Here is a 21,878-nt window from a genome sequence, read left to right as displayed (position 1 = left end):
AAGCTTTGAGAGTCTCTTGACTTATGGGCAGCGGCGCCTCTCGCGTGCCGCTGCCCCTTCTTTTTCCACCGAGTCCCCGAACCTCAGAACCGCGCCGTATAGACTGAGCTCGGAGGATCACCCTTTTGAGCGAAACCACCCCGCCAGCGAACGCCGCCTTCACCGCCCCAAACGGACCACTCATCGCCACCGGCGAGTTACAGATTCAAACCGGCTCCGAAACCCTGAGCCAGCCTCGCGCCTCACTCTGCCGCTGCGGAGCTTCCGCGAACAAGCCTTTCTGCGACGGCAGCCATCGCACCATCGGCTTTGCCGAGCCCGGCGAAGCTGTCCCCGCCGACCCGGTCGGTGAAATCACCGCGACCAGTCCAGTCGTCTTCACGCCACTTCCCGCGGGCCCATTGCAAGCCATCGGGCCACTCACCGTGCAGAACGCCGCAAAAGAAACCATTGCAAATACCGAAGAGACGTACTTCTGCCGGTGTGGCGCCTCCGCAAACAAGCCTTACTGTGACGGCTCTCACGCTAGGATCGGATTCCAGGGCTGACTTCTACCACCGGAGGGATTTGCAACATGCCTGTCGCCGAACTGAACGGCGTATGTATTCATTACGACCTCAGAGGCGATGTCAGCCTGCCAATGCTGGTCCTGTCAAATTCCCTCGGAGCTAACCTCTCCATGTGGGAGCCGCAAGTGAATTCACTAGGCTCCCGCTGCAGGCTTCTGCGCTATGACACGCGCGGCCACGGCGGTTCCTCCATTCCACCCAGACAATACACCATCGCAGAGCTAGGCCAGGATGTGGTGCATCTTCTCGATTTCCTCGAGATCGAGCAAGCCAGCTTTTGTGGCATCTCAATGGGCGGCATCATCGGTCAATGGCTCGGTGTTAACGCTCCTAATCGCCTTCGGAAACTCATCCTCGCCAATACCGCAGCAAAAATTGGAGTCGAGGAAGTCTGGAACACTCGCATCGAAACAGTTCTGCGCGATGGGCTGGGTTCGGTTATTCCCGGCACGCTGGAGCGTTGGTTCACTCCATCCTTCCATGCCAAACACCCGGACGTCATCACTGCAACCGCAGCCATGCTCCACGCAACCGACGTGCAAGGTTACGCTGCCTGCTGTGCAGCCATCCGCGACGCCGATTTTCGCGCAAGCCTGCAGTTCATCCATGCTCCAACGCTGGTGATCGCCGGTACACATGACCCCGTCACTACGCCCGAAGACGGTCACTTCCTTGCCCAACACATTCCCAGAGCAAGCTACGTTGAAATTCCTGCAGCGCATCTATCCAACATAGAAGCGGCGAGCGAATTCAACGCTGCATTGTTCGGTTTTCTCGAAGCCTGAGCGTAACCGGCGTTACCGCGCGAGAGTTCCATGAAAGCTCTCAGGCGGCCCCAGGTAAGAGGGCTTCAGCGCCCCGGCGCTCAACACCAGCTTCTCCAAAACAACCCCCGGATCGACCACGCCAATCTTGAGCGTATGGTAGCCGGGGTGGTCCACGGTCAGCTTTGTCTCCACGCGGCGCACGCTGTCGCTTACTGCTGTCGCCCAGTCCTTGTCGGAGTTATGCTCCAGCGCATCGACCAACTGCGGCTGCTGGTCATCCAGCGCAACTGTAAATCGCAGCCCGCGCCCCGGCACAAAGTTCAGCGTCGGTCCGATGATGGTCTCCAGATTGAAACTGCCGGAGTCAAAGAGATACATCCGATACTCCAGCGTTGCAGTGGACTGAAGCGGCATTACGCTGGCCGCCGTTACAGGAAAGACGCTCATCCCTGAAAGGGTCGCCCCATACTCCGGAATCCGATCCCAGTGCACATCCTCATGACTCATCGCCTTCGTAAAATGCTCCGCCTCCATTGAGACATAACCATCTCCTTCGACGAATCCCTCAAGCGCATCACGATCCGGACTCTTAGGACGGAGCGCCTCCACGCGCACACGCACCGAAGCCGAGTTGGCCTGAGTAATCGTGATCTCGCCATCCGTCTTGCCAAGCGGAGCCTTGCTCCAATCCACACTCACGTCAATTCGCTCGTCCTTACTGACTTGGCCTCCCGTTGTGCTCAATAAAATCCACGGCTCGGAAACCTTGGCATCGAAGTGAAAGGAACCGACGCCACGGTTGAAGACATCAACATATCGGCTCTGTCGCTGATAGTTATCGAAGCTCAATCGCAGCGGGCCAAGCGCCCCAGCGGAGCCCTCGACATCCAATCCCATGCGCGGTTCTGCAAGAGGCTGCACCTCGCTCACGGCTGGCATCACGTTCAATGGTGGTTCCTGCCAATAGGTGTACCCAAGGTGAGTCTGATCCATCATATGATTCCACTTACCGTGCGCGAGCACATGATTGTACTCATTGGTAAGCTCCTCATCCGCCTGAAAGAGCACGCGAGCCTGCGCCGCGTAGTCGCCTGCATCTGCCCTGCCTTGCTTCGCATACAAACGGTTGCGTCCAGCGGTTATATAAAGCTCATTGACGATCGCCGAAGCTTTGATGGGATGCAGCACAAGTTCGAAATAAGCATCCTGCTGCTCCTGCGGTATGAGCTTTTGCAGCGTCTCCGCCTTAGCCAGAAGCGCCTTCCAATCTGCTTCCACCCGATCGGCCTCGCGATAATTCACCAGGCTGAATGTATCCGTATCCAGCAACTCAGGCTTTCGCCGCCCGTTGTATTGCGTGTATCTGGTCACCAGTTCGGCGATCTCGTCCGCCTGTGCCGCGCCAAACTCGCGCTCTGCCCAAAGCCGTGTGAACTCCTGGGTTTGGTCCTTTCCCCATCGCTCCGGATTCCGCGCCAGCGTCAGAAAATACTCAATCGGAAACTCCATTGGCTTCAGATCGCCTACATTCACAATCCAGATCCGGTTCGCGCCATAGGCGAGCGCGAGATTCATCTGTTCCCAAACCTTGGCAATCGGATTGGTATTAATCCACTTGTAATTGCGTGGATCGCCTACATAGTCAAAGTGGTAATAAATTCCCGCTCCACCCGAGCGCTTACGTTCCTCCGGAGTAGGCAAGCGGCGAATGTTGCCCCAGTTATCGTCGCACCAAAGCAGGGTTACATCATCCGGCACGCGCATGCCCTTCTCGTAATACGCCTGCACCTCCTTGTAGAGCGCCCATACCTTGGGATCGGCATTGAGCGTCGGAGTCATGTGCTGCGCGAGAATATTCCGCTGATCGGCGACGATCTTCTCAAGCAGCGCGATATTCGCGCCCTCCGTCATCGGCATGTCGCCATCGCCACGCATGCCCAGCGTAATCGTACTCTCAAAGTTCTTGTTGCGCTCAATGCCATCGCTCCAGAACTTATCGAGAACCTCCGCATTCGTCGAGTAATCCCACGGTCCTGTGCCGTGCCGCTTCCACTCCTGCTGTGCACGAAGCATAGGCTCATGATGCGAGGTTCCCATCACGACGCCATACTCATCGGCAAGGCGAGCATTCTCCGGGTCGTCCTCATTAAAGGTGCTGTTCCACATTGCAGGCCATAGATAATTTGCCTTCAGGCGAAGCAACAGCTCAAAGACCTTCTCATAGAACTTATGGTTGTAGCCTCCATAAGCCGCATTGACCCAACCTGTCAGTGCGGGAGCCTCATCGTTCAGAAATATGCCGCGATACTTCACAGCAGGCTCGCCCTGTATATATCGCCCTGTCGTAATATAAAGAGCGTTTTTGTGAACGACCGGAACATCGGCCCACCAGTACCACGGCGAAACCCCGATCTGTTCCGAAAGATCGTAGATGCCAAAGATTGTTCCGCGCTTGTCGCTTCCTGCAATTACCAGCGCCCGCGCCACTCCAGGCATGGGCTTCTCCACCACCTGCACCAGGGTTGATTCCCACTTGCCCTGAACTGTACTCACGTCGAGCCTATGTTCCCGAATCAGCCGGTCAATGATTGCGCTCTTCGAGATCGTCCCGATCAAAACAACTTCACCTCGTGCACTCTCCTTGTCATTGAGATAATGCGGGCTCAAGCCAGTCACACGCTCAATATCGGCCTGCAGATCGTGCGCCGCGCGGATAACTCCCGGATAGTCGCCGCGATCTACATCGATCATGGCTGTATGGCCACCGGCCGCAAGCGTGAATCCATCCTTGCTTGGTGTGGTGCTCACATAACGCGGTTGTCCAAGCGCATGCGCCTGTCGAGTCGATGTAGATAAAGCGAGTGCTGCGATGCACAGCAAGGAAAAGCAGTGGCGGGAAGGCAAAATCATACCAGGTACTCCAGATACAAGTTATGTGCAGTCGACAAGTCTTACTACGTGATCACCTGGGAGCCCAGATCCGAAACTCCCCACCCAGGTGCATCATGCTCATCATGTATAACATGCCGTCGTAATAGCGCTGTTCACCTGTGGGCACAGGAGTTCGCCATAGCGCCTGCACAAACTCCTTTGACCGAGGATCGGTAGCCGCCAGGCTCGCCACGGCATTCGTCGCAACCAATCCGGTTGAATGCCGGTTCGCGATTTTCTTGCCATCCAGAGTGTACTGATCGCCATAAGCATCCAATCCCTCTTTAGCGAAGAAGGCTTGAATACGATCGCTCAGCACGCGCTCCTGCGGAGCTTCGCCCCACCACGCCCAATCCACGGACCAGTTACTCGCCGTCCGCCACGCGTCATATCCAAAGATCGAAGACTGGGTGAATCGCGTCACCTTGGGCGTTCCATCGAAGTTCGCATAATCCGGCGCCAGTCCAGTCTCAGGGTTGGTTGTCTTTGGAAAGAAAGCACGGCTTGCCTCCGCTGCCTCAGCCCAGAACTGCCGATCGTCTACCGGTCCCCACCTTGCCCAAAGCTCATAAAACGCGGGAAGATGATACGAGGGGTCGGTAAAATCTCCACGATCCACCCCAGGTACGAAACGAATCATCTTGTACTGGGCATCGACCTCGTTCCCCACAGTGCGCGGCCCGAATCGGGTAGGCCCAGTCATAACGGCCCGATGACGCATTGCAGTCAATAATGCGTCTGCCTGTGCTTTGTAATCGTAAATCCCTGTGCCGTCGCCCCACCTGGCTGAGGCGAAATAGAGCGCCATGGCAAAGTATTCTTCGCCATCCGGAGCGGCAGTCTCTTCATTCGGAGTCCCATCCGTCCTGCACGACCACGAAAAATAACCGTAGGAAGGATGATGCGGATCGCTGATGTACATATACGTTTTCGCCCAGTTCCAGAGCGCATCGAACTCGGTCTTGTGGTCCAACTGCACCGAAATCATCATCCCATACGACATACCTTCCGTTCGGGCGTCATGGTTGGCCCAGTCCGTCAGATAGGCCAAGGGCCCATTGCCATTCCGCCCCACGGCAAAGTACACCGCCTGAGTCTGAGGATCACCATGAAAAAGCTGCTGGTAAGCTGTCTCGATTTTCGCGGACACTTCGTTCTCAGGGCTCCCCAACTCCACAAAAACATTGCGGTAATGTCCGGTAGCAAAGGCGCCAGATCCATCCCTGCTGTCCGCTGGTCCAGCTCCCGATCCTTCCGCGAAACTCGGCAATCGAAAGAAATTGGCTATGAGTGCGATGAGCCCAACAAATATGAGGGTCAACCCGCGTCGCAATGGACGGGTCGCAAAATAAGGAGGTGCCAAAATTATCTTCATAAACGCACTCTTTATACCTAGTAAATCGATATATTGCAACCCTCGAACAAATTATCAGCCATTTCTGCATATTCGCCCCGTTAGCTTTGACTCGGGCAGGCCCTGATTTTCGCGCATTTCATGTCACGATCTGCGTCCATACGCCACTACACAGCATGATGTTCAAGTCCAGGCATTCCTGCGATGCACGGCAACCTGGCAGGAAGAGCATCGCACCGAGCAACTACTCGGAAACTAGATGGGAGTAGCATGCTTCAAACTCGACAACGCCGCAGGCGGACAATGCAACAAAGGCGTAATCTAAGCCGCTACGCGCTGCTCAGCGGCATTGGAGTCTTCTTCATCCTGATTCTGCTCGCCACAGGTATCTGCGCCGCTCTGCAACGAAGGCTAGTCGGATACCCAATCGCAAGCAGACTCTGAATCTGCAGGACACCCCCCCGTGAAATGGTGTTTCCGCCAGCCCTCCTGGACTTGACACCGAGTCCCGCCAGGTCCTAAAGTTCAGCCCACGTACAAAACAATTTCGCAACGGAATTTCTGCGCAACCAAACATATCTATAGGCATTGGAGGAAACTCAATCGTGAAGAATCGGCAATACGGATCATTCCTGAGATCTCTCTATCTCGGTATTGTCCTCTGCTCATTAAGTGCTCAGTCCTATGCACAAGCCAGCCATGAGACGCTAGGCAAATTTGAGGGTCATACGGATGTAGGAACTGTCCTTCACCCTGGCTCAAGCACCTACGACCCGGCACATGGAACCTACACGATCACGGGTTCCGGCGACAATATGTGGTTGGCGAAGGACGCCTTCCAATATCTCTGGACGAAGGCTTCAGGCGATGTGTCCCTTGCGGCGGATATACGTTTCCCGCACCAGGGAGGTAATCCTCATCGCAAGGCTGCATTGATGATTCGTCAGACTCTCGATGCCGACTCCGTCTACGCCGACGCGGTTCTGCATGGAGCGGGGCTCACCGCATTGCAGTACCGGACCGAAAAGGGAGATGTGACCGGTGGCGCCGAATTGAACTTCGACAAAATAGAAGATGCACCGACGCGCCTTCGCATCGAGAAACGCGGCGACCACTTCACGATGTTCGTCAGCTTTCACGGAGAGCCACTCCATCCTTCCGGCGCGGCAACCCCCCTCCATCTCGATGGCCCGTTCTACATCGGGCTGGGTGTATGCGCGCATGATAAAGATACGTCCGAGACAGCGGTCTTCTCCAACGTAGTCATGGAGTCCTTGCCCCCATTAGTGTCCCCGGCTGCTCTCACGAAATCCTACCTATACAGCACACTTCAAACCATCTCGCTCGACCACGACGCCAGACGTGCCATGATTGTCTACAATGCGCAGGCACATTTCGAGGCGCCCAACTGGACACGCGATGGCAAGTCCCTGGTCTTCGATCAAGGTGGCCATATTATGACGGTTCCGGCGGAAGGTGGAACGCCGCAACAAATCGATGCCGGTTCAGCGAATTCGTGCAACGGAAGTCACGGGCTTTCTCCTGATGGCAAACTGCTGGCTATCAGTTGCAGCACGCCAGGTGCTCCCGGATCTCGCGTATACATTCTCTCTTCTTCGGGCGGAGACCCGCATATGATCACGCAGAATCCATCTTCTTATTTTCATAGCTGGTCACCCGACGGAAAGACGATCGCGTTCACTCGTCCGCATCCCGGTGGCGGCGATATATGGACTATTTCCGTAGACGGCGGAGCCGAAACTCGACTTACCACGTCGACGGGCATAAGTGACGATCCGGATTACTCGCCGGACGGCGCATACATCTACTTCAACTCAGATCGCGGAGGCGGCACAATGCAGATCTGGCGCATGCGCGCCGACGGCAGCCAACCCGAACAGATAACCTCTGACGAAAGGAACAACTGGACTCCGCATGTTTCACCGGATGGAAAGTGGATGGTATTTCTCAGCTACGATGCGAGCGTGAAAGGTCATCCGTCGAATCGGGACATAACCCTGAGGTTGATGTCTCTGCCTGACAGAAAGATCAGCAATCTGGTAGAGATCTTTGGCGGTTCTGGAACGATCAATGTCCCGTCCTGGGCCCCCGACAGCCGCCATCTCGCCTACGTAAGTTACCAGTTCGCAGATTCTGACACAAAATAATGCCGACTGCGACGAAGGGCCATCGTCCATTCCGGCAAGTAGATATGTTCAGCCAAGCACTATTTAGTAGCGCCGCCTGCGGCCCTGACTTGCCTGTGGCCAGCCCGGCTTCCCATGGAGCGATTGTAGCCGGAGTGCCGCTGCAGAACAACGGCGGCCGCTCCGCGCAATCTCGCCAACTCGCCGTCACTGGATGTCTCCAATCGAGGAGCGGATCCAGCGAGCATCGCACTTTCCATCTCACGCTGCACGACGGAACCAAAGTGTGACCACGCACTCGTAATGTCTCCGGTTATCAGTATCATTTCCGGAGAGAGCGCTGCCGTCACCAATCGCAGTCCTCGGCCAAGCTCCGTTGCCTGCCGGGTTACTGCGGCAACGGCGTCCTTATCGCCATCCTCGGCAAGCTGCAATAGTTGTTGAATGCCCATCGATTGGCTCTCGCTGACTCGCTCCGCATAATAGCGCAGCGCCGCATTGGAAGAAGCAAACACCTCCCAGCAGCCATGCTGTCCGCAACCGCATAATGGGCCGCTCGGATCAACGGGGCTGTGCCCGAACTCGCCAGCTAGTCCGCTGCGGCCAGTCACAATCTGTCCATTGGCGAGAATCGCAGCGCCAACTCCTTCGGATACCGTCACTAAAACAGCATTACGAATTCCGTCCAATCGCCCGGACCAAAGCTCCGAAAGCAGGCATGCATTCGCCGCATTCTCCAGCTCCACCTGCAAATGCATCCCCTCTTCGAGGGCGCTCTTGATGTCATAGTCGCCCCACTTCAGATTTGGCGCAAGGAGAATGCGTTGCGACTCGGGATCTACACGTCCCGGCATGCTGATGCCAATTCCCTCGAAGGATCGATCCTTATGCAGAGACCGGATCGACTGCATACACGCAATAATTTTCTGAACCGCCCGTTCGGGATGTTTTCCAAGAGGAACTGATTCGCGCGCCAGAAAGCGTCCATTCAAATCAACGAGAGCAATAATCGCTTGCTGCGGCCGCACGTCCGCGACAAGTATCACAAGTTCATCGTTCAGCGACAAGAGCGTCGGCCGCCGGCCTCGCGGACGGCGTACAACCGCGCCTTCCGCGACCCATTTCTCCTGGATCAGTTGTTCGACGATGGCCGAGATCGTACTCGGCTGCAGTCCCGATGCACGGGCCAGATCCGCCCGAGCAACCGGCTGCTTGGATCGAATGATTTCCAGAACAATGTCCCGGTTGATGTCGCGTGCGTCTTCGCTCGAGGCCAGTTCCACATAAGCAAGATCGATCCGCTTCATTCCGCGAGCTGCAGGTCGTGACAGAGGGGTCATCGTTCGGTTCGCTAACTCCTGTGGGGGTGATTTCTATTCCAACCATAGTAATGCCATCGGCGCTCAGTGCGTTGAGATATTAGCCTTTGCGTACGATTCTTATATCGGCACTTGTTTGACACCGCCCGTCGGCGTCAAATATTGTTTTGCACGCAAAAGAATTTCCGGATTCGACGCACTCAGTCGGAATGCGTGTCACTAACGTGCGCTCATTTCGTGATCGGGAACGTTTCGAGGGAGCGGTTCACATGCGGGTCGAGAACTATGCCAGGCGTTCCTTCCTCAAAGCGATGGGCTCGGCCGGTATGTTAACGGCTCTTCCGGACGCTGCCCACGGGCTCTACGGCGCCGGCAATGGCCCGATCGTTCACGAGGTTGCGGCCCCTTTCCAGGGAATTGAGGCCAAGCCTCAATACTCGATCCGATTTTCTGTCATTGGCCTCGATCATTACCACATCATGAGTATGACTGCGGCGGCAATTCGCGGCGGCGGAGAACTCGTCTCTGTCTACGCGACTGATCCGAAGGCAATCGCCGACTTCATCAAGCTCTATCCGCAGGCAAAGCTCGCCCGGAGCGAACAGGAGATACTCGACGATCCATCCATCAAGCTCGTCGCTGGTGCACAGATTCCGAACCTGCGTGCGCCGCTCGGCATTCGCGTCATGCACCACGGCAAGGACTATTTAAGCGATAAGCCCGCAATCACAACCCTCGAACAACTGGCAGATGTGCGCGCGGCGATCAAGCAAACCGGGCGCATATTCGCCATTATGTACTCGGAGCGGCTTGAAGTGCGTGCCGCAGTCAAAGCCGGAGACCTCATCCAGCAGGGAGCCATCGGAAAAGTCGTCCAAACCATCAACATCGCGCCTCATAAGGTGAATGACATCACTCGGCCCGCATGGTTCTGGGACCCCGAGCAATACGGAGGCATTCTCTGTGACATCGGTTCCCATCAGGCAGACCAGTTTGTGTACTACACAGGATCGACAACCGCTGCGGTTACCGCCTCTCAGATTGCGAACGTAAACCATCCCGCTCACCCCAGATTTCAGGATTTTGGAGATATGATGCTCCACGGCAACGGCGGCGCAGGATACGTTCGCGTGGACTGGTTCACGCCGGACGGCCTCGGCACATGGGGCGACGGACGCCTTTTCATCCTCGGCACGGAAGGCTACATCGAATTGCGGAAATATGTGGATATCGCCGGGCGAAGCGATGGCAATCACCTGTTCGTCGTGGATGCAAAGCAAACAAAATACATCGATTGCAGCAAAGTTGAACTACCATTTGGCCCGCAGTTCGTCTCTGATATCGTGAACCGCACTCATACTGGACAAAATCAGGAACAGGCGCTCCTGACAGCAGAACTCGTGCTCCTGGCGCAAAAGAACGCGAAGGTTCTCACCTTTCCCACTTGAACGCATAGGAGAGCAAGATCATGACACGTCGGGATATTTTCGTAGCCGTCGGTGCGAGTTTCTTCACCGCTTGTATCGCCCTGGCATTTCAACAGAAGGCCGTCATTGGCTCTTCGGTTTATGACTGGAACACGATCCCCGCTCACAAGACGGCGGTCGGAGAGGTTCGATCCTTTTTTCGCGGTCCGACCGCAACTCTGGATGAGCTGGAGGTTCATGTCACCACTCTGAACCCGGGACAGGCCTCGCACCCGCCTCACAAGCATCCCAATGAGGAATTGGTCATCGTCAAGGAAGGAACGGTAGAATGTCTCGTCAACGGCGAGTGGAAACGGGTTGGGGCGGGCTCTGTAATCTTCAGCGCCTCGAACCAGTTGCATGGCCTCAGAAACGTTGGCGCCGGACCTGCTACTTACCACGTAATTAACTGGAGTTCTCCCGGAATGCTTGCCCGGCAATCTCAACAGTAACATCGCAGATGTTACCTCGCACAGACTCTGAATATATAGACAATTGGACAGACTGTGAAGGTAACACTAACCTAAGTTAGTAGATACTTTCCGGATATTTCCCGTTCCTACCAGCCTGGAGGAATATCGAGGAATGCACGCTGCCGGGCGCGAGCTCGAGCGTCGTAAGTGGCGCAAAATCAGGCATGTCCTTCAAGACGGGATATAACCGAGTGGATAGCCTGTAAGAGAACTATTGGATCGAAGGGTTTGTAAAAGAGAAAAGCGGTGCCATTCGACAGGGCGGATAGTCTCATTTCTTCGCTGCGATGAGCCGTAATCATGATCACGGGTAAGGCAGGATGTTGGCGGCGTACCCGTGACTGCAATTCAGTGCCGTGCATCCCGGGCATGCGCACATCTGTGACAAGACACCCGGCGTCGGCGAGAATCCCGGACTCTAGCGCGCTCTCGGCAGACGAAAACGTTGCCACGCCGAAATCGGCCGATGTCAAAAGGCTCTTAAGAGACTCGCGAATCTCCAGGTCGTCGTCCACGACCACTACTATAGGTTTTATGTGTCGGCTCAGGTGCGACCCCCGTTCCGGATTACTGTAACTTGCATGCTACAGGATGACTATTATGACTTGGTATAGGTTGCTCAAAACTAGACGATTCCGAGTTTGCTGGCCATTCTCACGAGGTCAGTTACCGATTGCGCGGCCATCTTTCTCATAATCTGCGCGCGGTGAACCTGTAGCGTGATCTCGGCAATTCCCAACATTGCCGCACTGTCCTTATTCTTGAGCCCCGCCGCGATGAGCGGCAAAACCTCTCGTTCCCTGGCAGAGAGCAGCGCGTAAGACTTTTGGATTCTTGCCAATTCTGATCTTTGCTGCGTTGTCTCCCGATCCTTGGCGATAGCGTTGGAGATGGCCGAAAGCAATTCCTCATCGCTGAATGGTTTCGGCAGAAATTCGATCGCTCCGGCCTTCATCGCTCGAACCGACGAAGGAATGTCGCCATGACCGGAGATAAAGACGACCGGAGGTCCGTTCACTTCCGCGAGCTTCTGCTGTAAATCCAGACCATTGATATCTGGCAACTGCAAATCCAGCACCAGACAAGCCGGGCAGCGCGGAGCCTTGGCCTTGAGAAACTCCGCCGCCGATCCAAACGTGAGAACCCGCAGACCCGCGGAAGATAAAAGGCTCGACAGCGCTTCCCGTACATCGGGATCGTCATCCAGCACAAAGACGACAGGCCGGTCGGGGTCCGTTTCAGGGGAAGAGCCCGACTCGACGGCTGACCCGCCAGTGCGACGGAATTTGGAAGCATCCTGCATTCGCGTCAGACCTCATCGGCTTGGAATTTTGCAGCAGAGTAGCGTTCTCGACCGTCGAAGATTACCATGATAGAAGCATGCTAGCATGCGGAGGACGCGCCCCGCGTTTGAGATCCTGGCCTATGCCGTGACAGATCCACGCCCCCAATGACTAGTATTTGGATGCCAAACGAATGACCGAACAAGTTCCGATGGTCTTTGTTGTCGAAGACGAAGGGTCTGTGCGTGAAGCTCTTGACAGCCTCCTGCGCTCCGCCGGATATGGCGTAAGGCTCTTCAACTCAGCCGGCGAGTTTCTTTCTTCGTGGACTCCCGATGACCTTGGCTGTCTGGTCCTGGATGTCCAACTGCCAGGGCTGAGTGGACTGGCTCTGCAGCAGGAACTTATTAAAGCAGATATCCAGATTCCCACGATCTTCATCACTGGGCACGGAGATATCAGGATGTCGGTGCAAGCCATCAAATCCGGAGCGGTAGAATTCCTGACCAAGCCCGTCAATCATTTGGACCTCCTGAATGCCGTGCGCAACTCCATGGATAAGGCCCAGGCGCAGTTCAAGGAAAAGTCAGAGTTGGTGAGCCTCCGCAGGAGATATGAGGCGCTAACTTCCCGTGAGCGCGAAGTTATGAAGATGGTTATCTCAGGGATGTTGAATAAACAAGTCGCCGCGGAGATCGGGATAAGTGAGATAACAGTGAAAATCCATCGAGGAAATGCGATGCATAAGATGGGAGCCAGCTCTCTGGCGGACCTGGTTAGAATGGCCGAGCGAATCATAACCGCGACGCACGAGACGAAGTGACTTGCAAATCCCGATAGTTGTGCCACAAGAGCCTCGTAACGATTCTCCAAAAGCTAGATTGCGTCTGCGCCTCTGACATTCGTGAGCACCGACCAGGGGCCTCTCACGCTAAGATAGTCGATTTCATCCATCACCAGCTCACGTACCCGCGACGGGGAGACATCGAGATACCGTGCGACCGCTGATTCCGAGGAACGGATCACGAATCTCAGCAGGAACGCCAGTCGAGGTAGATTGGGCAGTTCATACGCAGAGTCGGCTTGTATAAAGTTGATCTCTTCTTCTCTGCACCTGCCGGCCAATACATCGACCGCCTGAGTAATGATAGCTTCGCGGGCAAGATTGTACGGCGTGAGAGCGTCAGAATCGTCGAAGGAAGCGGTGTCAAGCTGCTTCATGACACGCGAAAACACCTCTTCGACGAGGGTGCCGTCCGCGACCAGATACCACGCCAGAGTAGCGAACTCATGCAGGTTGTCGAGCAGCAGATAACACCACGGGATGCTTCGTGGAGAAGAAGTGGGGGGCAGAGCGGTGGGATCTGCGATAGTTGCCATGTTGTCACTCCTAATACTACGGTGAGGAACTTACGTTGGGTGGCGCGCTGCCGCGTCAAGCTGCTTGGAGTTGCTCGGCCGATACCGATTCCAGGGAAGCTTCCATGACCATCTCAGATTGAACGTGATTGGCCGCGCTAAGACGTTCGAGCGCGTCGTTCATCGTATCCTGAACTCGCGTATTCGGCCGATGCAGCGCTCTTGTTGCCTTAGCCGCGAGTTGAACGAGTTGGTAGCGATTCGGCATGCTGGCAAGGGCTTTAAATGTCAATTCGGTGCGCATTCATTTCCTCCTCGGGGCTACGTCCATCGTTCCTTAGTGCGACGCGTTAGAACTCCTCATTTTCAAGTTCCATTTACTAGGACGACAATATCAGCGCAATATCTCGACGCACAATTATGTCTTCGTATAAGGAGGTGGGGTCATCAAGATATCCCCAGAACGAGGTAGTGGAAATAAGGAGATATTTCGAGGAGAATATTGGCCCTGATAGAAGGAACCTACTGCTGGCATTGGTCGCACATCGTCGAACCAATACGTATCGTCTGCTGCGAACAGGAGGAGTCAAGATAGAATGACGCCGGTGATTCTTGATATTGCTGCGACATTCTCAAAAACAAATCTGCTAATCTCAACTGTTCCTCAAGCTCAGCCCAAATCTGGGCAATGATGAGAAGTCATTCAGCAATGTGCCAGACGACATGGCGGGGTTTCAAAATGAGAATCGAAGGCAAAAATGCAAAGGACAAAGTCCCAATGAAAGCCGCAGTCGTGCAGTCTGCTTCGATCGTTTTCAACACTCGTCGGACGCTTGAGAAGCTTGCCGACCTTACGCGAGACGCAGCGGCGCAAGGTGCGAACCTTGTCGTGTTTCCCGAAGCCTTCGTCGGTGGATATCCCAAGGGCCTCGATTTCGGCGCGCGCGTCGGTCTGAGGAGTGACGAGGGACGCGAGGACTTTCGGCGCTACTTTGAGAGCGCGATTGACTTACCCGGAACTGATGCGGATCGCATTGGCCAAGCTGCGTGCGTAAACGGTGTGCACCTGGTCACAGGCGTCATCGAACGGGACGGCGGAACACTCTATTGCACCGCCGTCCACTACTCACCCGAAGGACGCCTGCTAGCTAGGCACCGCAAGGTGATGCCTACAGCTCTTGAGCGTCTGGTATGGGGCTGCGGGGATGGCTCGACCCTATCGGTGACCGAGACAGAAATCGGCAGGGTTGGAAGCGTAATTTGTTGGGAAAACTACATGCCGCTCTTGCGGATGGCGATGTATGCTCAAGGCATCGAAATCTATTGTGCTCCGACAGTCGATGATCGCGATACATGGCTGCCTACGATGCAAACAATAGCGATGGAAGGCCGTTGCTTCGTACTGTCCGCCTGCCAATATCTCACTCGTGGAGATTGTCCAACGTCTTATAGCGCTATTCAAGGGGACGACCCGGCGACAGTTCTCATCCGGGGCGGCTCCTGCGTGATCGATCCGCTCGGCAAAATTCTCGTCGAGCCCTATTTTTCAGGTGAGGCAATACTTCTGGCGGAACTGGACCGGCGCGTCATCGCGAAGGGAAAATTCGACCTGGATGTCACTGGGCACTATGCCCGTCCAGACATATTCAAGCTGGAAGTGAACACAAGCACCAGGAAGACGGTTCTTTTCGAAGAGTAGGGCGCGAACTAAGTGCTCTAGCTCCCGCACCGAGCTTATCCCCTTGCTTGATCGCGTACACAAGTCTTTCAAGCCGAATGCTGGGTTGATACATCCAAAAGAAGTATGGATTCCATCACGCCAATCTCCGGCCAATCCTCGACAGGAGAGCAGAGTCGCGCCTCCGTCAAAGTCTCCGTCCAAAAGGTGAAAGGCTTGAATTCCTTTCCAGCGGAGGAATTCCTCGCTGTCGAAGAGCCTCTCGAAATCCAACTTGTCCACGGACCATCCAATGCCCGAGCGATGAAATCGATCTCGGTGACAATGCGCACTCCTGGAGATGACTTCGAACTCGCCGCCGGCTTCCTGATGACCGAAGGAGTTGTCCGCGACATAAACGACGTTGAGCGCATCACATACGCGCCCGAAAGCATGGCGTCAGCGCCAGAGTCCGATGCCTGGCAGCAGAGCGCTTTGCCTTATCAACCTAGGTTGAACAAAGTGCGGGTCGAACTGAGCCCGGAAGTTGAAGTAAGCCTCGCGAATCTCGAGCGAAATTTCTATACGACATCCAGTTGTGGTATCTGCGGCAAAGCCTCGCTCCTTGCTCTCCAGACAGTCTGTCCGGCGCGCATCAGGAACTCGTTCGCGATCAATGCCAATATCCTTTACACGCTCCCATCGCGACTGCGTGAATCGCAAAGCGTATTCGATCGTACTGGCGGACTTCACGGAGCAGGTCTCTTCAATGCTGACGGCAAGCTCCTGGCAATGCGGGAAGATGTCGGGCGTCACAATGCCGTAGACAAACTTCTCGGTTCGGAGTTTCTCGCGGATCGGACGCCACTGCGACATGCGCTGCTGCTACTTTCGGGCCGCGCCAGCTTTGAGCTGTTGCAGAAAGCGCTGATGGGAGGCGTTTTCATGGTGGCATCCGTTGGCGCTCCGTCCAGTCTCGCTGTGCAGGTTGCCAGAGAGTTTGACATTATCCTTGTAGGCTTTCTGCGTGACGACCATTTCAACATCTATCACGGGGCCGAGCATATCAAGGGAAAGACAGCCGTATAAAATCTGCCACTGGTCTCTGCAATCCAACCACTTCTCAGCACTGCTCCTTAGGTGGCGCTCTGGCGGCACAACTCAAACAGATATTACCCACAAAAGCCAGCGCCCACCGCGTGAAATCTCACACGGTGGGCGCTGGCTCGGTCTCGCTTAAGCTATTGTGTCGATGTAATTAGTCGTTGTCTCTAAGACGTTCCTGTTCGTTTGCATATTCCCGTTCGGCATCAAGACGTCGAATTGCGATCACCTTTCCAGTGTTCAAAAGAAAGACGGTCCCGGTTTCCGAGCGGTTGATCTGACGGGTAACCTCGGATACGGTCGTGACAACTCGCGGCGTCAGTGAGGTTTCGACGAGTTGAATATCTCGCGCTTGGTGGACAGGAAAATAAGCATGTTGCATCGATGAAAGATAGCCGGCAGTGCCAAGCATTTCCGTCGGAGCAGTTGCAGGGCCCTGGATAGCTACAACGCGTGGTGCATTGTGTTTGCGGAGATCCAGCACCGCAGTTCCTGATCCGTCGCGGAACATGATCAGCTCAGCGCTGGTGCCGATCGGACTAACGAAATCATAAGCCCCATGCGCTTCAGTGCGAACGGATGCAGCGAGCTTCATATGAGCGGGGTCGGTTACATCAAATATGGTCAGGACTGCGCCTTCCTGCTGTTCTACGTACAAATAAGAAGAGCCATTGTTCTCGTGCAATAAAAAGTCCTGATTTGTATTCTGTGCCAACTGTGGGTTGGTCGGTAGCTCCTGTACGATGAAGTCGCTCTTACCCAATGTGGAAGCCTGAGCGTTGACGGAAGCGAAGCTGACCGCTGCCGCGAGGAAGATGCTTTTGACTGTGTGGTTCATGTGACCTCTCCTTTACATTTACAAGTCTCGCTCTATAAAACTGTCGCGTCCAAGTACAAATTCTTATAAGGCATTAGTGCTTGTGAGCAGTCGTAGTGCGAGAGTTTCTAATCAAAGTGAAATCAAATAGCGTGGCCGAATGGATTTGTCGCCCGTTAAAGATACCCTGCATGAAGTTGCGGCGATGAGTGCCAAGTTAGACCCAGGCGGATCAGTCCGGCGCAAATTAAAAAGAATTGAAGTATGATGCTCCGACGCCTGGACCTGGGATCTCAACCATATCCCGCTATGGCGTCTTGATTTGGAGTACCGGTCTGGCTCCCCAGGTTTGGCTTTCCCCTACTCCATCTGATGCGCGTGGAGGTAGGCCGGGTTCTTCACATAAGTGCTGCTCATTCGTCGGGAACGCAAACGCGTAGAGAGCGTCCCGGCCCGCTGAATGCGGAGAATTACGATATTATCGAAGTATGCATGTTACGCGCATTTTCGCGCGATTGAGAGTGGCATACTACTCCGGCGAATGATAAACATCGAAGCTTGGCCGGGAATGGAAACATATCCGTGATCGAAAATTTTCGTCTCAAGGTCTTTCGGACGGTTGCCGAACAACGTCATTTTCGAAAGGCGGCGGACCACTTATATCTCACTCAGCCAGCGGTCACACAACAGATCAGGGCACTTGAGGAGACACTCTCCGTTCCGCTTTTTGATCGCACGGGCAAAGAAGTCACTCTGACCCCTGCGGGAGCGATTCTGCTGAGATATGTAAAACAGATGGATGCGCTGGTAGCGAGGGCTGAGGAGGAAATGAGCACTCTGGTCGGCGAAGTTCGCGGTGAACTGCGAATTGCGGCCTCCCTGACCATCGCGCAGTTTGCGTTGCCTCGCATCCTGGGCGACTTCGTTCGGCTCCATCCCTCAGTCCAATTCGCCATCGAGAGTTCCAAGACCGAGGAAGTCATACAATTGATCGTTTCGCAGCGAGCGCCGCTTGGCTTGATTGAAGGTCCCGCGCAAACCCGTGATGTAACCGTCGAACCGTGGATCGAAGACGAACTTGTCTTGACAGTTCCAGCGAGCCACGAGTGGGATTACACCCGCGAAATAGCGATGACGGATTTGAAAGAGTCACACCTGCTCGTGCGCGAGCGTGGCTCAGGCACTCGCGAAATCGTCGAACAAGCCCTTATGGAGCATGGGCTCCTCATCAGGGATCTCAAGCACGTGATGGAGGTAGATTCCACGGAGGGCATCCTGGCCAGTGTCGAAGCTGGTCTTGGAATCGGCTTCGTCTCCCGCCGCGCCCTTCGCCGTGCGCTCTTGATCGGCACGGTTAAGATGGTCCAAATCCGCGGGGTTCATCTCAAGCGCCAGTTTTCCCTCATCTACAGTCTTGGACCCGAGCCAGCTGGTTTGCCTGGCTTGTTCCTGAGTCATCTTCGCGAAGAGAGGCGGCATCAATCAACTCCGCTGGGGGATGCGCCGAAAGCTCGCGAAAAACGGCCCAGAAAGTAGCCTTCCCAGCCTTTCATGCAAGTCCACTCAACAGTCAGAGGTCCTCTGAGGCAATATATCGTTTCGCTGGCGCAGGGCTTCGGTGTAAAACTCTGAAGCCGCAACTTCAATCTTGCGAATAAGCCTCCGGCTCTGGGCAAGTTCGCGCACGTGCCCTCGACCAAAATCGAAATAAGCTCCAGATTCCAATTGCTGCATCGTAGCAAGATCAAGTGACACCGCAATGCGTAACCGGGAGAGGCTGTACGCGAACATCCGTGGTTTGTGCTGGTGATCAGCCTGGTGCAACTGAGTAGCGGCATTCTGAATCCGGCGCAGAATCTGGCTGAGCGCCTGGCTCGTGCGCATCGGCCACATCTGGTCAAAAATAAACCACATAACCAGAGAACCGAGTGACACTCCGATGACGCGGTCGCGAGCGGTCGCAATCTGGGTTGTTGCGGTGAATTCCTGGAGCGTGGTGAGGAAGAACGCGAAACCGATCTGTATGCCCACTGACCCCATATGCGGGCTTCGTAACACCCACCCTGAAATAAACGCGACTACGGCCACGAGGCAGATAAGGGAGGTGACCGAATCCATGTTAGGAAAGAACAGCGATTCCGCGGCAATCGCCAAAAATCCTCCTACAGCCGTGCCAAAGAAGCGGTAAGTCTGCCTTTGTTTCATCTGGCCTGTGGGACTGAGCCCTGTGAAGAGCACCGTAATGACGCATGTATGAATGCCGGGCCACGAGATGGCGTTGTAAACTGTATAGCAGACCGTTGCTGCAAGCGTAAGCTTGAGAGCATATGTCGTGTTGTCGGCCGAGTGGAAGGCGCCGGGCAAAGAGAGTCGAAAGGTTGGCCTGATCTCCGCGGACGGCACGGCTGGATTGCTCGCTGAGGCCGTTGGCAACATGTGGCTATCGGAATAATGTCGAAGCTCTTTGAGGATATCGATCAACCATGTAGAGGACGATGCTGGCAATTGCTCAAATTGCACTTCGCACTCACCTGTCTCGTCTCCGTCAATCACGCGGTCGCATTCTGCCGCGATTGCGGCACAGTAGGCCCGGTCCTCCCGATCCCTCTTGGCGATGATATTAAATCCAACGAGGGAACTCCTTTCAAGTATGCGAGTCAGCAGACCTATCCGGTAGTGCAGCCCAAGAGGAACTTTGGTGAGTGTTGGACTGATGTTCCGCACACGTTCATAGAGTTCGTTCATGCGCATATCGCCGATATGTGCCGATTGCACGACAGCCCTGTGCAACGAACGAAGTTCCGCCTGATCTTGAACGGATGGTTCCTGGGCGAGCAATTGGAAGAAGCGCGACAACAAAGACAGATGCTTGCGCATTTCGCGTTCAAGTTCTTCTTCGGGCCGTTGAATTCCAAAAACGTATTCAACAGCTACAGCGCTCAGCACGACAATCGCGAGCGCGGCAATTTCGTAGAGGTTGTTCGTGACGATCACATTCGGCTTGCTGTGGGTATCCCATGCTGCAAGGTCGATAAAGCCGTAGAATCCAAATATTGTGAAGAACAATGGAAGCGAAGTATTCGCCATTCCAAATGCAGCAAGGAAGATTCCCAGTATGAATCCTATGTACCGGGCGACCTCCGTTCCGTCTGTGATCTGTACCCAGAAGAGCGAGGCGACGCATGCAGTCGCAGCTCCACCCAGCATCTGCGCCGCGCTTCGCAACGTCAGTCCAGGCCGGTCACGCTGCAGCAGAAAGAGCAGGGAAAGCGCAAGCGCAATTCCTGGTACGCGCAGTGTCATGCAGATGGCCAGCGCAGAGACGATGCCGATTGTATCTCGCGTGCTTCCTGCAAATCGCCCACGGAACGGCGCAAGCTCTGCGACTATCAGGCGAAGCACATCAGTATTTCGGAATCGGGTTCGCGCCATTTGATTCTCTCTACCGCACAACCGTGATTGCGGTTGCTCCGACGCGGAAGAACTCGGGATCAGGATCAGTTACGCGGATACGCACCGGAAAGCGCGCCGAAAGGTGTACCCAGTTCAACGTGCGATCTACTTCTGGGAAGCCTCCCTCGACTGCTCCATCTTCTGGAAAAACGCCGCGCCCGACGCTGTCAACAACTCCGTTGAAGCGGTGTGTAGGATGTTCCATCAAATAGACTTCTACATGCATCCCCGGTCTGATGTGCCTCAATTTCGATTCCCGATAACTCGCGAGCACCCACCATGTGGTTGTATCAACCAAGGTAAATATCGGTGTGCCGACATGTGCATAAGCGCCCTGCGAAATATTCATGTTCGTCACATAGCCATCGAAGGGCGCCTTCACGTAACACCACTGCAGGTTTAGCTCTGCCTGCTGCACCTTTGCGGCGCGGTTGGGACGTTCCGCCATTAACGTCACCAGGTTGTCGACGGTATGCTTCGCCTCACCGAGCTTTGACTGCGATGCCTCGAAACTTGCCGCCGCTGTTTCCTTGGTCGCAAGCGCCATCGACTCCTGCGCCTGCGCCTGCAGTAGTTGCGAAGATGCCTCTTGGTAGCTCTGCTTTGCGACACTCAGCACCGTCTGGGCCTGATCGACCTGCTGCACGGTAACGTAGTGCTTCGTCAGGAGCGGGGCGATCCGGTTGTAATCATTCTGCGCAAAGCGAAGTTGTGCCTCCGCCGCGCTCTGCGCTGCGTCAGCATGTTCGACGGCGGCCTTCGCGGCGAGATAACTGGCCTGTGCAGCACTAACTCCGCTCTTCGAACCCGTCACGCCGGCCTGAGCAGTTCCGACCGCGCTCTGCTCCACGGCAATGTGCCGCCGCTCGTCTTCGATCTGGCCCTCAAGCGTTGCCTGGTCGGCCTTGGCCTGGGCAAGCGCATACTCATAGGGCCGTGGATCGATCACAAACAGTACATCGCCCTTGTGCACAGCCTGGTTATCCTGCACTGGCAGGCTGACGACGCGGCCTTCCACCTCGGGCGCAAATGCAATTGAATTTGCGCGTACAGTTGCATCATCGGTCCTTGGATGGTCGTCGACCTGGACCGCTGAAATCAGCAGGGTGATGGCCGCCAGGCTGACGATTCCGATTCCAATCAACCGCCCGAGTTTAGCTTTGTCGTGAGACATTCTTT

The 21,878-nt window shown here is 55.2% G+C and carries 20 protein-coding genes; 10 read left to right on the top strand and 10 right to left on the bottom strand.

Going from position 1 to position 21,878, the window contains the following annotated elements:
• Positions 1-125: 125 nt before the first annotated feature.
• Together OHL23_RS27285 and pcaD are read left to right on the top strand one after the other, a co-directional pair.
• Positions 126-548, top strand: a complete 423-nt coding sequence (locus OHL23_RS27285) for a CDGSH iron-sulfur domain-containing protein (RefSeq protein ID WP_263355231.1) — start codon at positions 126-128, stop codon at positions 546-548.
• Between the two features lie 26 nt (positions 549-574).
• Entirely contained in the window at positions 575-1,354 is a 780-nt protein-coding gene (pcaD, locus tag OHL23_RS27280; protein WP_263355230.1) for a 3-oxoadipate enol-lactonase, read from the top strand.
• 12 nt (positions 1,355-1,366) lie between these two features.
• Here the strand turns inward: pcaD and OHL23_RS27275 are convergent, their stop codons facing one another.
• Entirely contained in the window at positions 1,367-4,144 is a 2,778-nt protein-coding gene (locus tag OHL23_RS27275) for a glycosyl hydrolase 115 family protein (protein WP_263355228.1), read from the bottom strand.
• 154 nt (positions 4,145-4,298) lie between these two features.
• Positions 4,299-5,642: a glycosyl hydrolase family 8 gene (locus OHL23_RS27270; protein ID WP_263355227.1), complete on the bottom strand. Its 1,344-nt coding sequence runs from the start codon at positions 5,640-5,642 to the stop codon at positions 4,299-4,301.
• A gap of 282 nt (positions 5,643-5,924) precedes the next feature.
• Between OHL23_RS27270 and OHL23_RS27265 the strand changes: the two genes are divergently transcribed.
• Both OHL23_RS27265 and OHL23_RS27260 read left to right on the top strand, forming a co-directional pair.
• Positions 5,925-6,065 (top strand): hypothetical protein, encoded by a 141-nt coding sequence (locus OHL23_RS27265; protein ID WP_263355226.1) that lies wholly within the window; start codon positions 5,925-5,927, stop codon positions 6,063-6,065.
• A gap of 161 nt (positions 6,066-6,226) precedes the next feature.
• Entirely contained in the window at positions 6,227-7,789 is a 1,563-nt protein-coding gene (locus tag OHL23_RS27260; protein ID WP_263355224.1) for a TolB family protein, read from the top strand.
• A 59-nt stretch (positions 7,790-7,848) separates the two neighbouring features.
• On the opposite strand, the gene OHL23_RS27255 is transcribed toward OHL23_RS27260, so the two are convergent.
• Entirely contained in the window at positions 7,849-9,075 is a 1,227-nt protein-coding gene (locus OHL23_RS27255; RefSeq protein WP_263355223.1) for an ROK family protein, read from the bottom strand.
• A gap of 281 nt (positions 9,076-9,356) precedes the next feature.
• Here OHL23_RS27255 and OHL23_RS27250 point away from each other — a divergent pair, with 281 nt between their 5' ends.
• Both OHL23_RS27250 and OHL23_RS27245 read left to right on the top strand, forming a co-directional pair.
• Positions 9,357-10,535, top strand: coding sequence for a Gfo/Idh/MocA family protein (locus OHL23_RS27250; RefSeq protein WP_263355221.1), 1,179 nt, complete (start codon positions 9,357-9,359; stop codon positions 10,533-10,535).
• Between the two features lie 20 nt (positions 10,536-10,555).
• Positions 10,556-11,005, top strand: a complete 450-nt coding sequence (locus OHL23_RS27245; protein ID WP_263355220.1) for a cupin domain-containing protein — start codon at positions 10,556-10,558, stop codon at positions 11,003-11,005.
• Positions 11,006-11,184: 179 nt separating this feature from the next.
• On the opposite strand, the gene OHL23_RS29105 is transcribed toward OHL23_RS27245, so the two are convergent.
• Together OHL23_RS29105 and OHL23_RS27240 are read right to left on the bottom strand one after the other, a co-directional pair.
• Complete coding sequence (locus tag OHL23_RS29105; protein ID WP_396127432.1) at positions 11,185-11,541, bottom strand: response regulator; 357 nt, start codon at positions 11,539-11,541, stop codon at positions 11,185-11,187.
• Positions 11,542-11,651: 110 nt separating this feature from the next.
• Positions 11,652-12,329 carry a response regulator transcription factor gene (locus tag OHL23_RS27240; protein ID WP_263355218.1) on the bottom strand — a complete coding sequence of 226 codons (678 nt, stop codon included), beginning with the start codon at positions 12,327-12,329 and terminating at the stop codon, positions 11,652-11,654.
• Positions 12,330-12,502: 173 nt separating this feature from the next.
• Between OHL23_RS27240 and OHL23_RS27235 the strand changes: the two genes are divergently transcribed.
• Positions 12,503-13,132, top strand: a complete 630-nt coding sequence (locus OHL23_RS27235) for a response regulator transcription factor (RefSeq protein WP_263355217.1) — start codon at positions 12,503-12,505, stop codon at positions 13,130-13,132.
• Positions 13,133-13,185: 53 nt separating this feature from the next.
• Here the strand turns inward: OHL23_RS27235 and OHL23_RS27230 are convergent, their stop codons facing one another.
• The gene (locus OHL23_RS27230) at positions 13,186-13,689 is read right to left on the bottom strand and encodes a hypothetical protein (RefSeq protein WP_263355215.1); all 504 of its coding nucleotides are present in this window, start codon (positions 13,687-13,689) and stop codon (positions 13,186-13,188) included.
• A gap of 55 nt (positions 13,690-13,744) precedes the next feature.
• Positions 13,745-13,972: a DNA-directed RNA polymerase subunit omega gene (locus tag OHL23_RS27225; RefSeq protein WP_263355213.1), complete on the bottom strand. Its 228-nt coding sequence runs from the start codon at positions 13,970-13,972 to the stop codon at positions 13,745-13,747.
• A 474-nt stretch (positions 13,973-14,446) separates the two neighbouring features.
• Between OHL23_RS27225 and OHL23_RS27220 the strand changes: the two genes are divergently transcribed.
• Both OHL23_RS27220 and fdhD read left to right on the top strand, forming a co-directional pair.
• Entirely contained in the window at positions 14,447-15,367 is a 921-nt protein-coding gene (locus OHL23_RS27220) for a carbon-nitrogen hydrolase family protein (protein ID WP_263355212.1), read from the top strand.
• Between the two features lie 105 nt (positions 15,368-15,472).
• Positions 15,473-16,414, top strand: coding sequence for a formate dehydrogenase accessory sulfurtransferase FdhD (fdhD, locus tag OHL23_RS27215; RefSeq protein WP_263355211.1), 942 nt, complete (start codon positions 15,473-15,475; stop codon positions 16,412-16,414).
• A gap of 169 nt (positions 16,415-16,583) precedes the next feature.
• On the opposite strand, the gene OHL23_RS27210 is transcribed toward fdhD, so the two are convergent.
• Positions 16,584-17,267, bottom strand: a complete 684-nt coding sequence (locus OHL23_RS27210; protein WP_263355210.1) for a hypothetical protein — start codon at positions 17,265-17,267, stop codon at positions 16,584-16,586.
• Positions 17,268-17,828: 561 nt separating this feature from the next.
• Here OHL23_RS27210 and OHL23_RS27205 point away from each other — a divergent pair.
• Positions 17,829-18,782 (top strand): LysR family transcriptional regulator, encoded by a 954-nt coding sequence (locus OHL23_RS27205; RefSeq protein ID WP_263355209.1) that lies wholly within the window; start codon positions 17,829-17,831, stop codon positions 18,780-18,782.
• A gap of 27 nt (positions 18,783-18,809) precedes the next feature.
• Here the strand turns inward: OHL23_RS27205 and OHL23_RS27200 are convergent, their stop codons facing one another.
• Together OHL23_RS27200 and OHL23_RS27195 are read right to left on the bottom strand one after the other, a co-directional pair.
• The gene (locus tag OHL23_RS27200) at positions 18,810-20,678 is read right to left on the bottom strand and encodes an FUSC family protein (protein ID WP_263355208.1); all 1,869 of its coding nucleotides are present in this window, start codon (positions 20,676-20,678) and stop codon (positions 18,810-18,812) included.
• Positions 20,679-20,688: 10 nt separating this feature from the next.
• Positions 20,689-21,873, bottom strand: coding sequence for an efflux RND transporter periplasmic adaptor subunit (locus tag OHL23_RS27195; RefSeq protein WP_263355207.1), 1,185 nt, complete (start codon positions 21,871-21,873; stop codon positions 20,689-20,691).
• Positions 21,874-21,878: the final 5 nt, after the last annotated feature.

The sequence above is a fragment of the Acidicapsa acidisoli genome (assembly GCF_025685625.1).
Lineage (GTDB): Bacteria > Acidobacteriota > Terriglobia > Terriglobales > Acidobacteriaceae > Acidicapsa > Acidicapsa acidisoli.
This window is presented reverse-complemented; position numbering and strand designations above follow the sequence as displayed.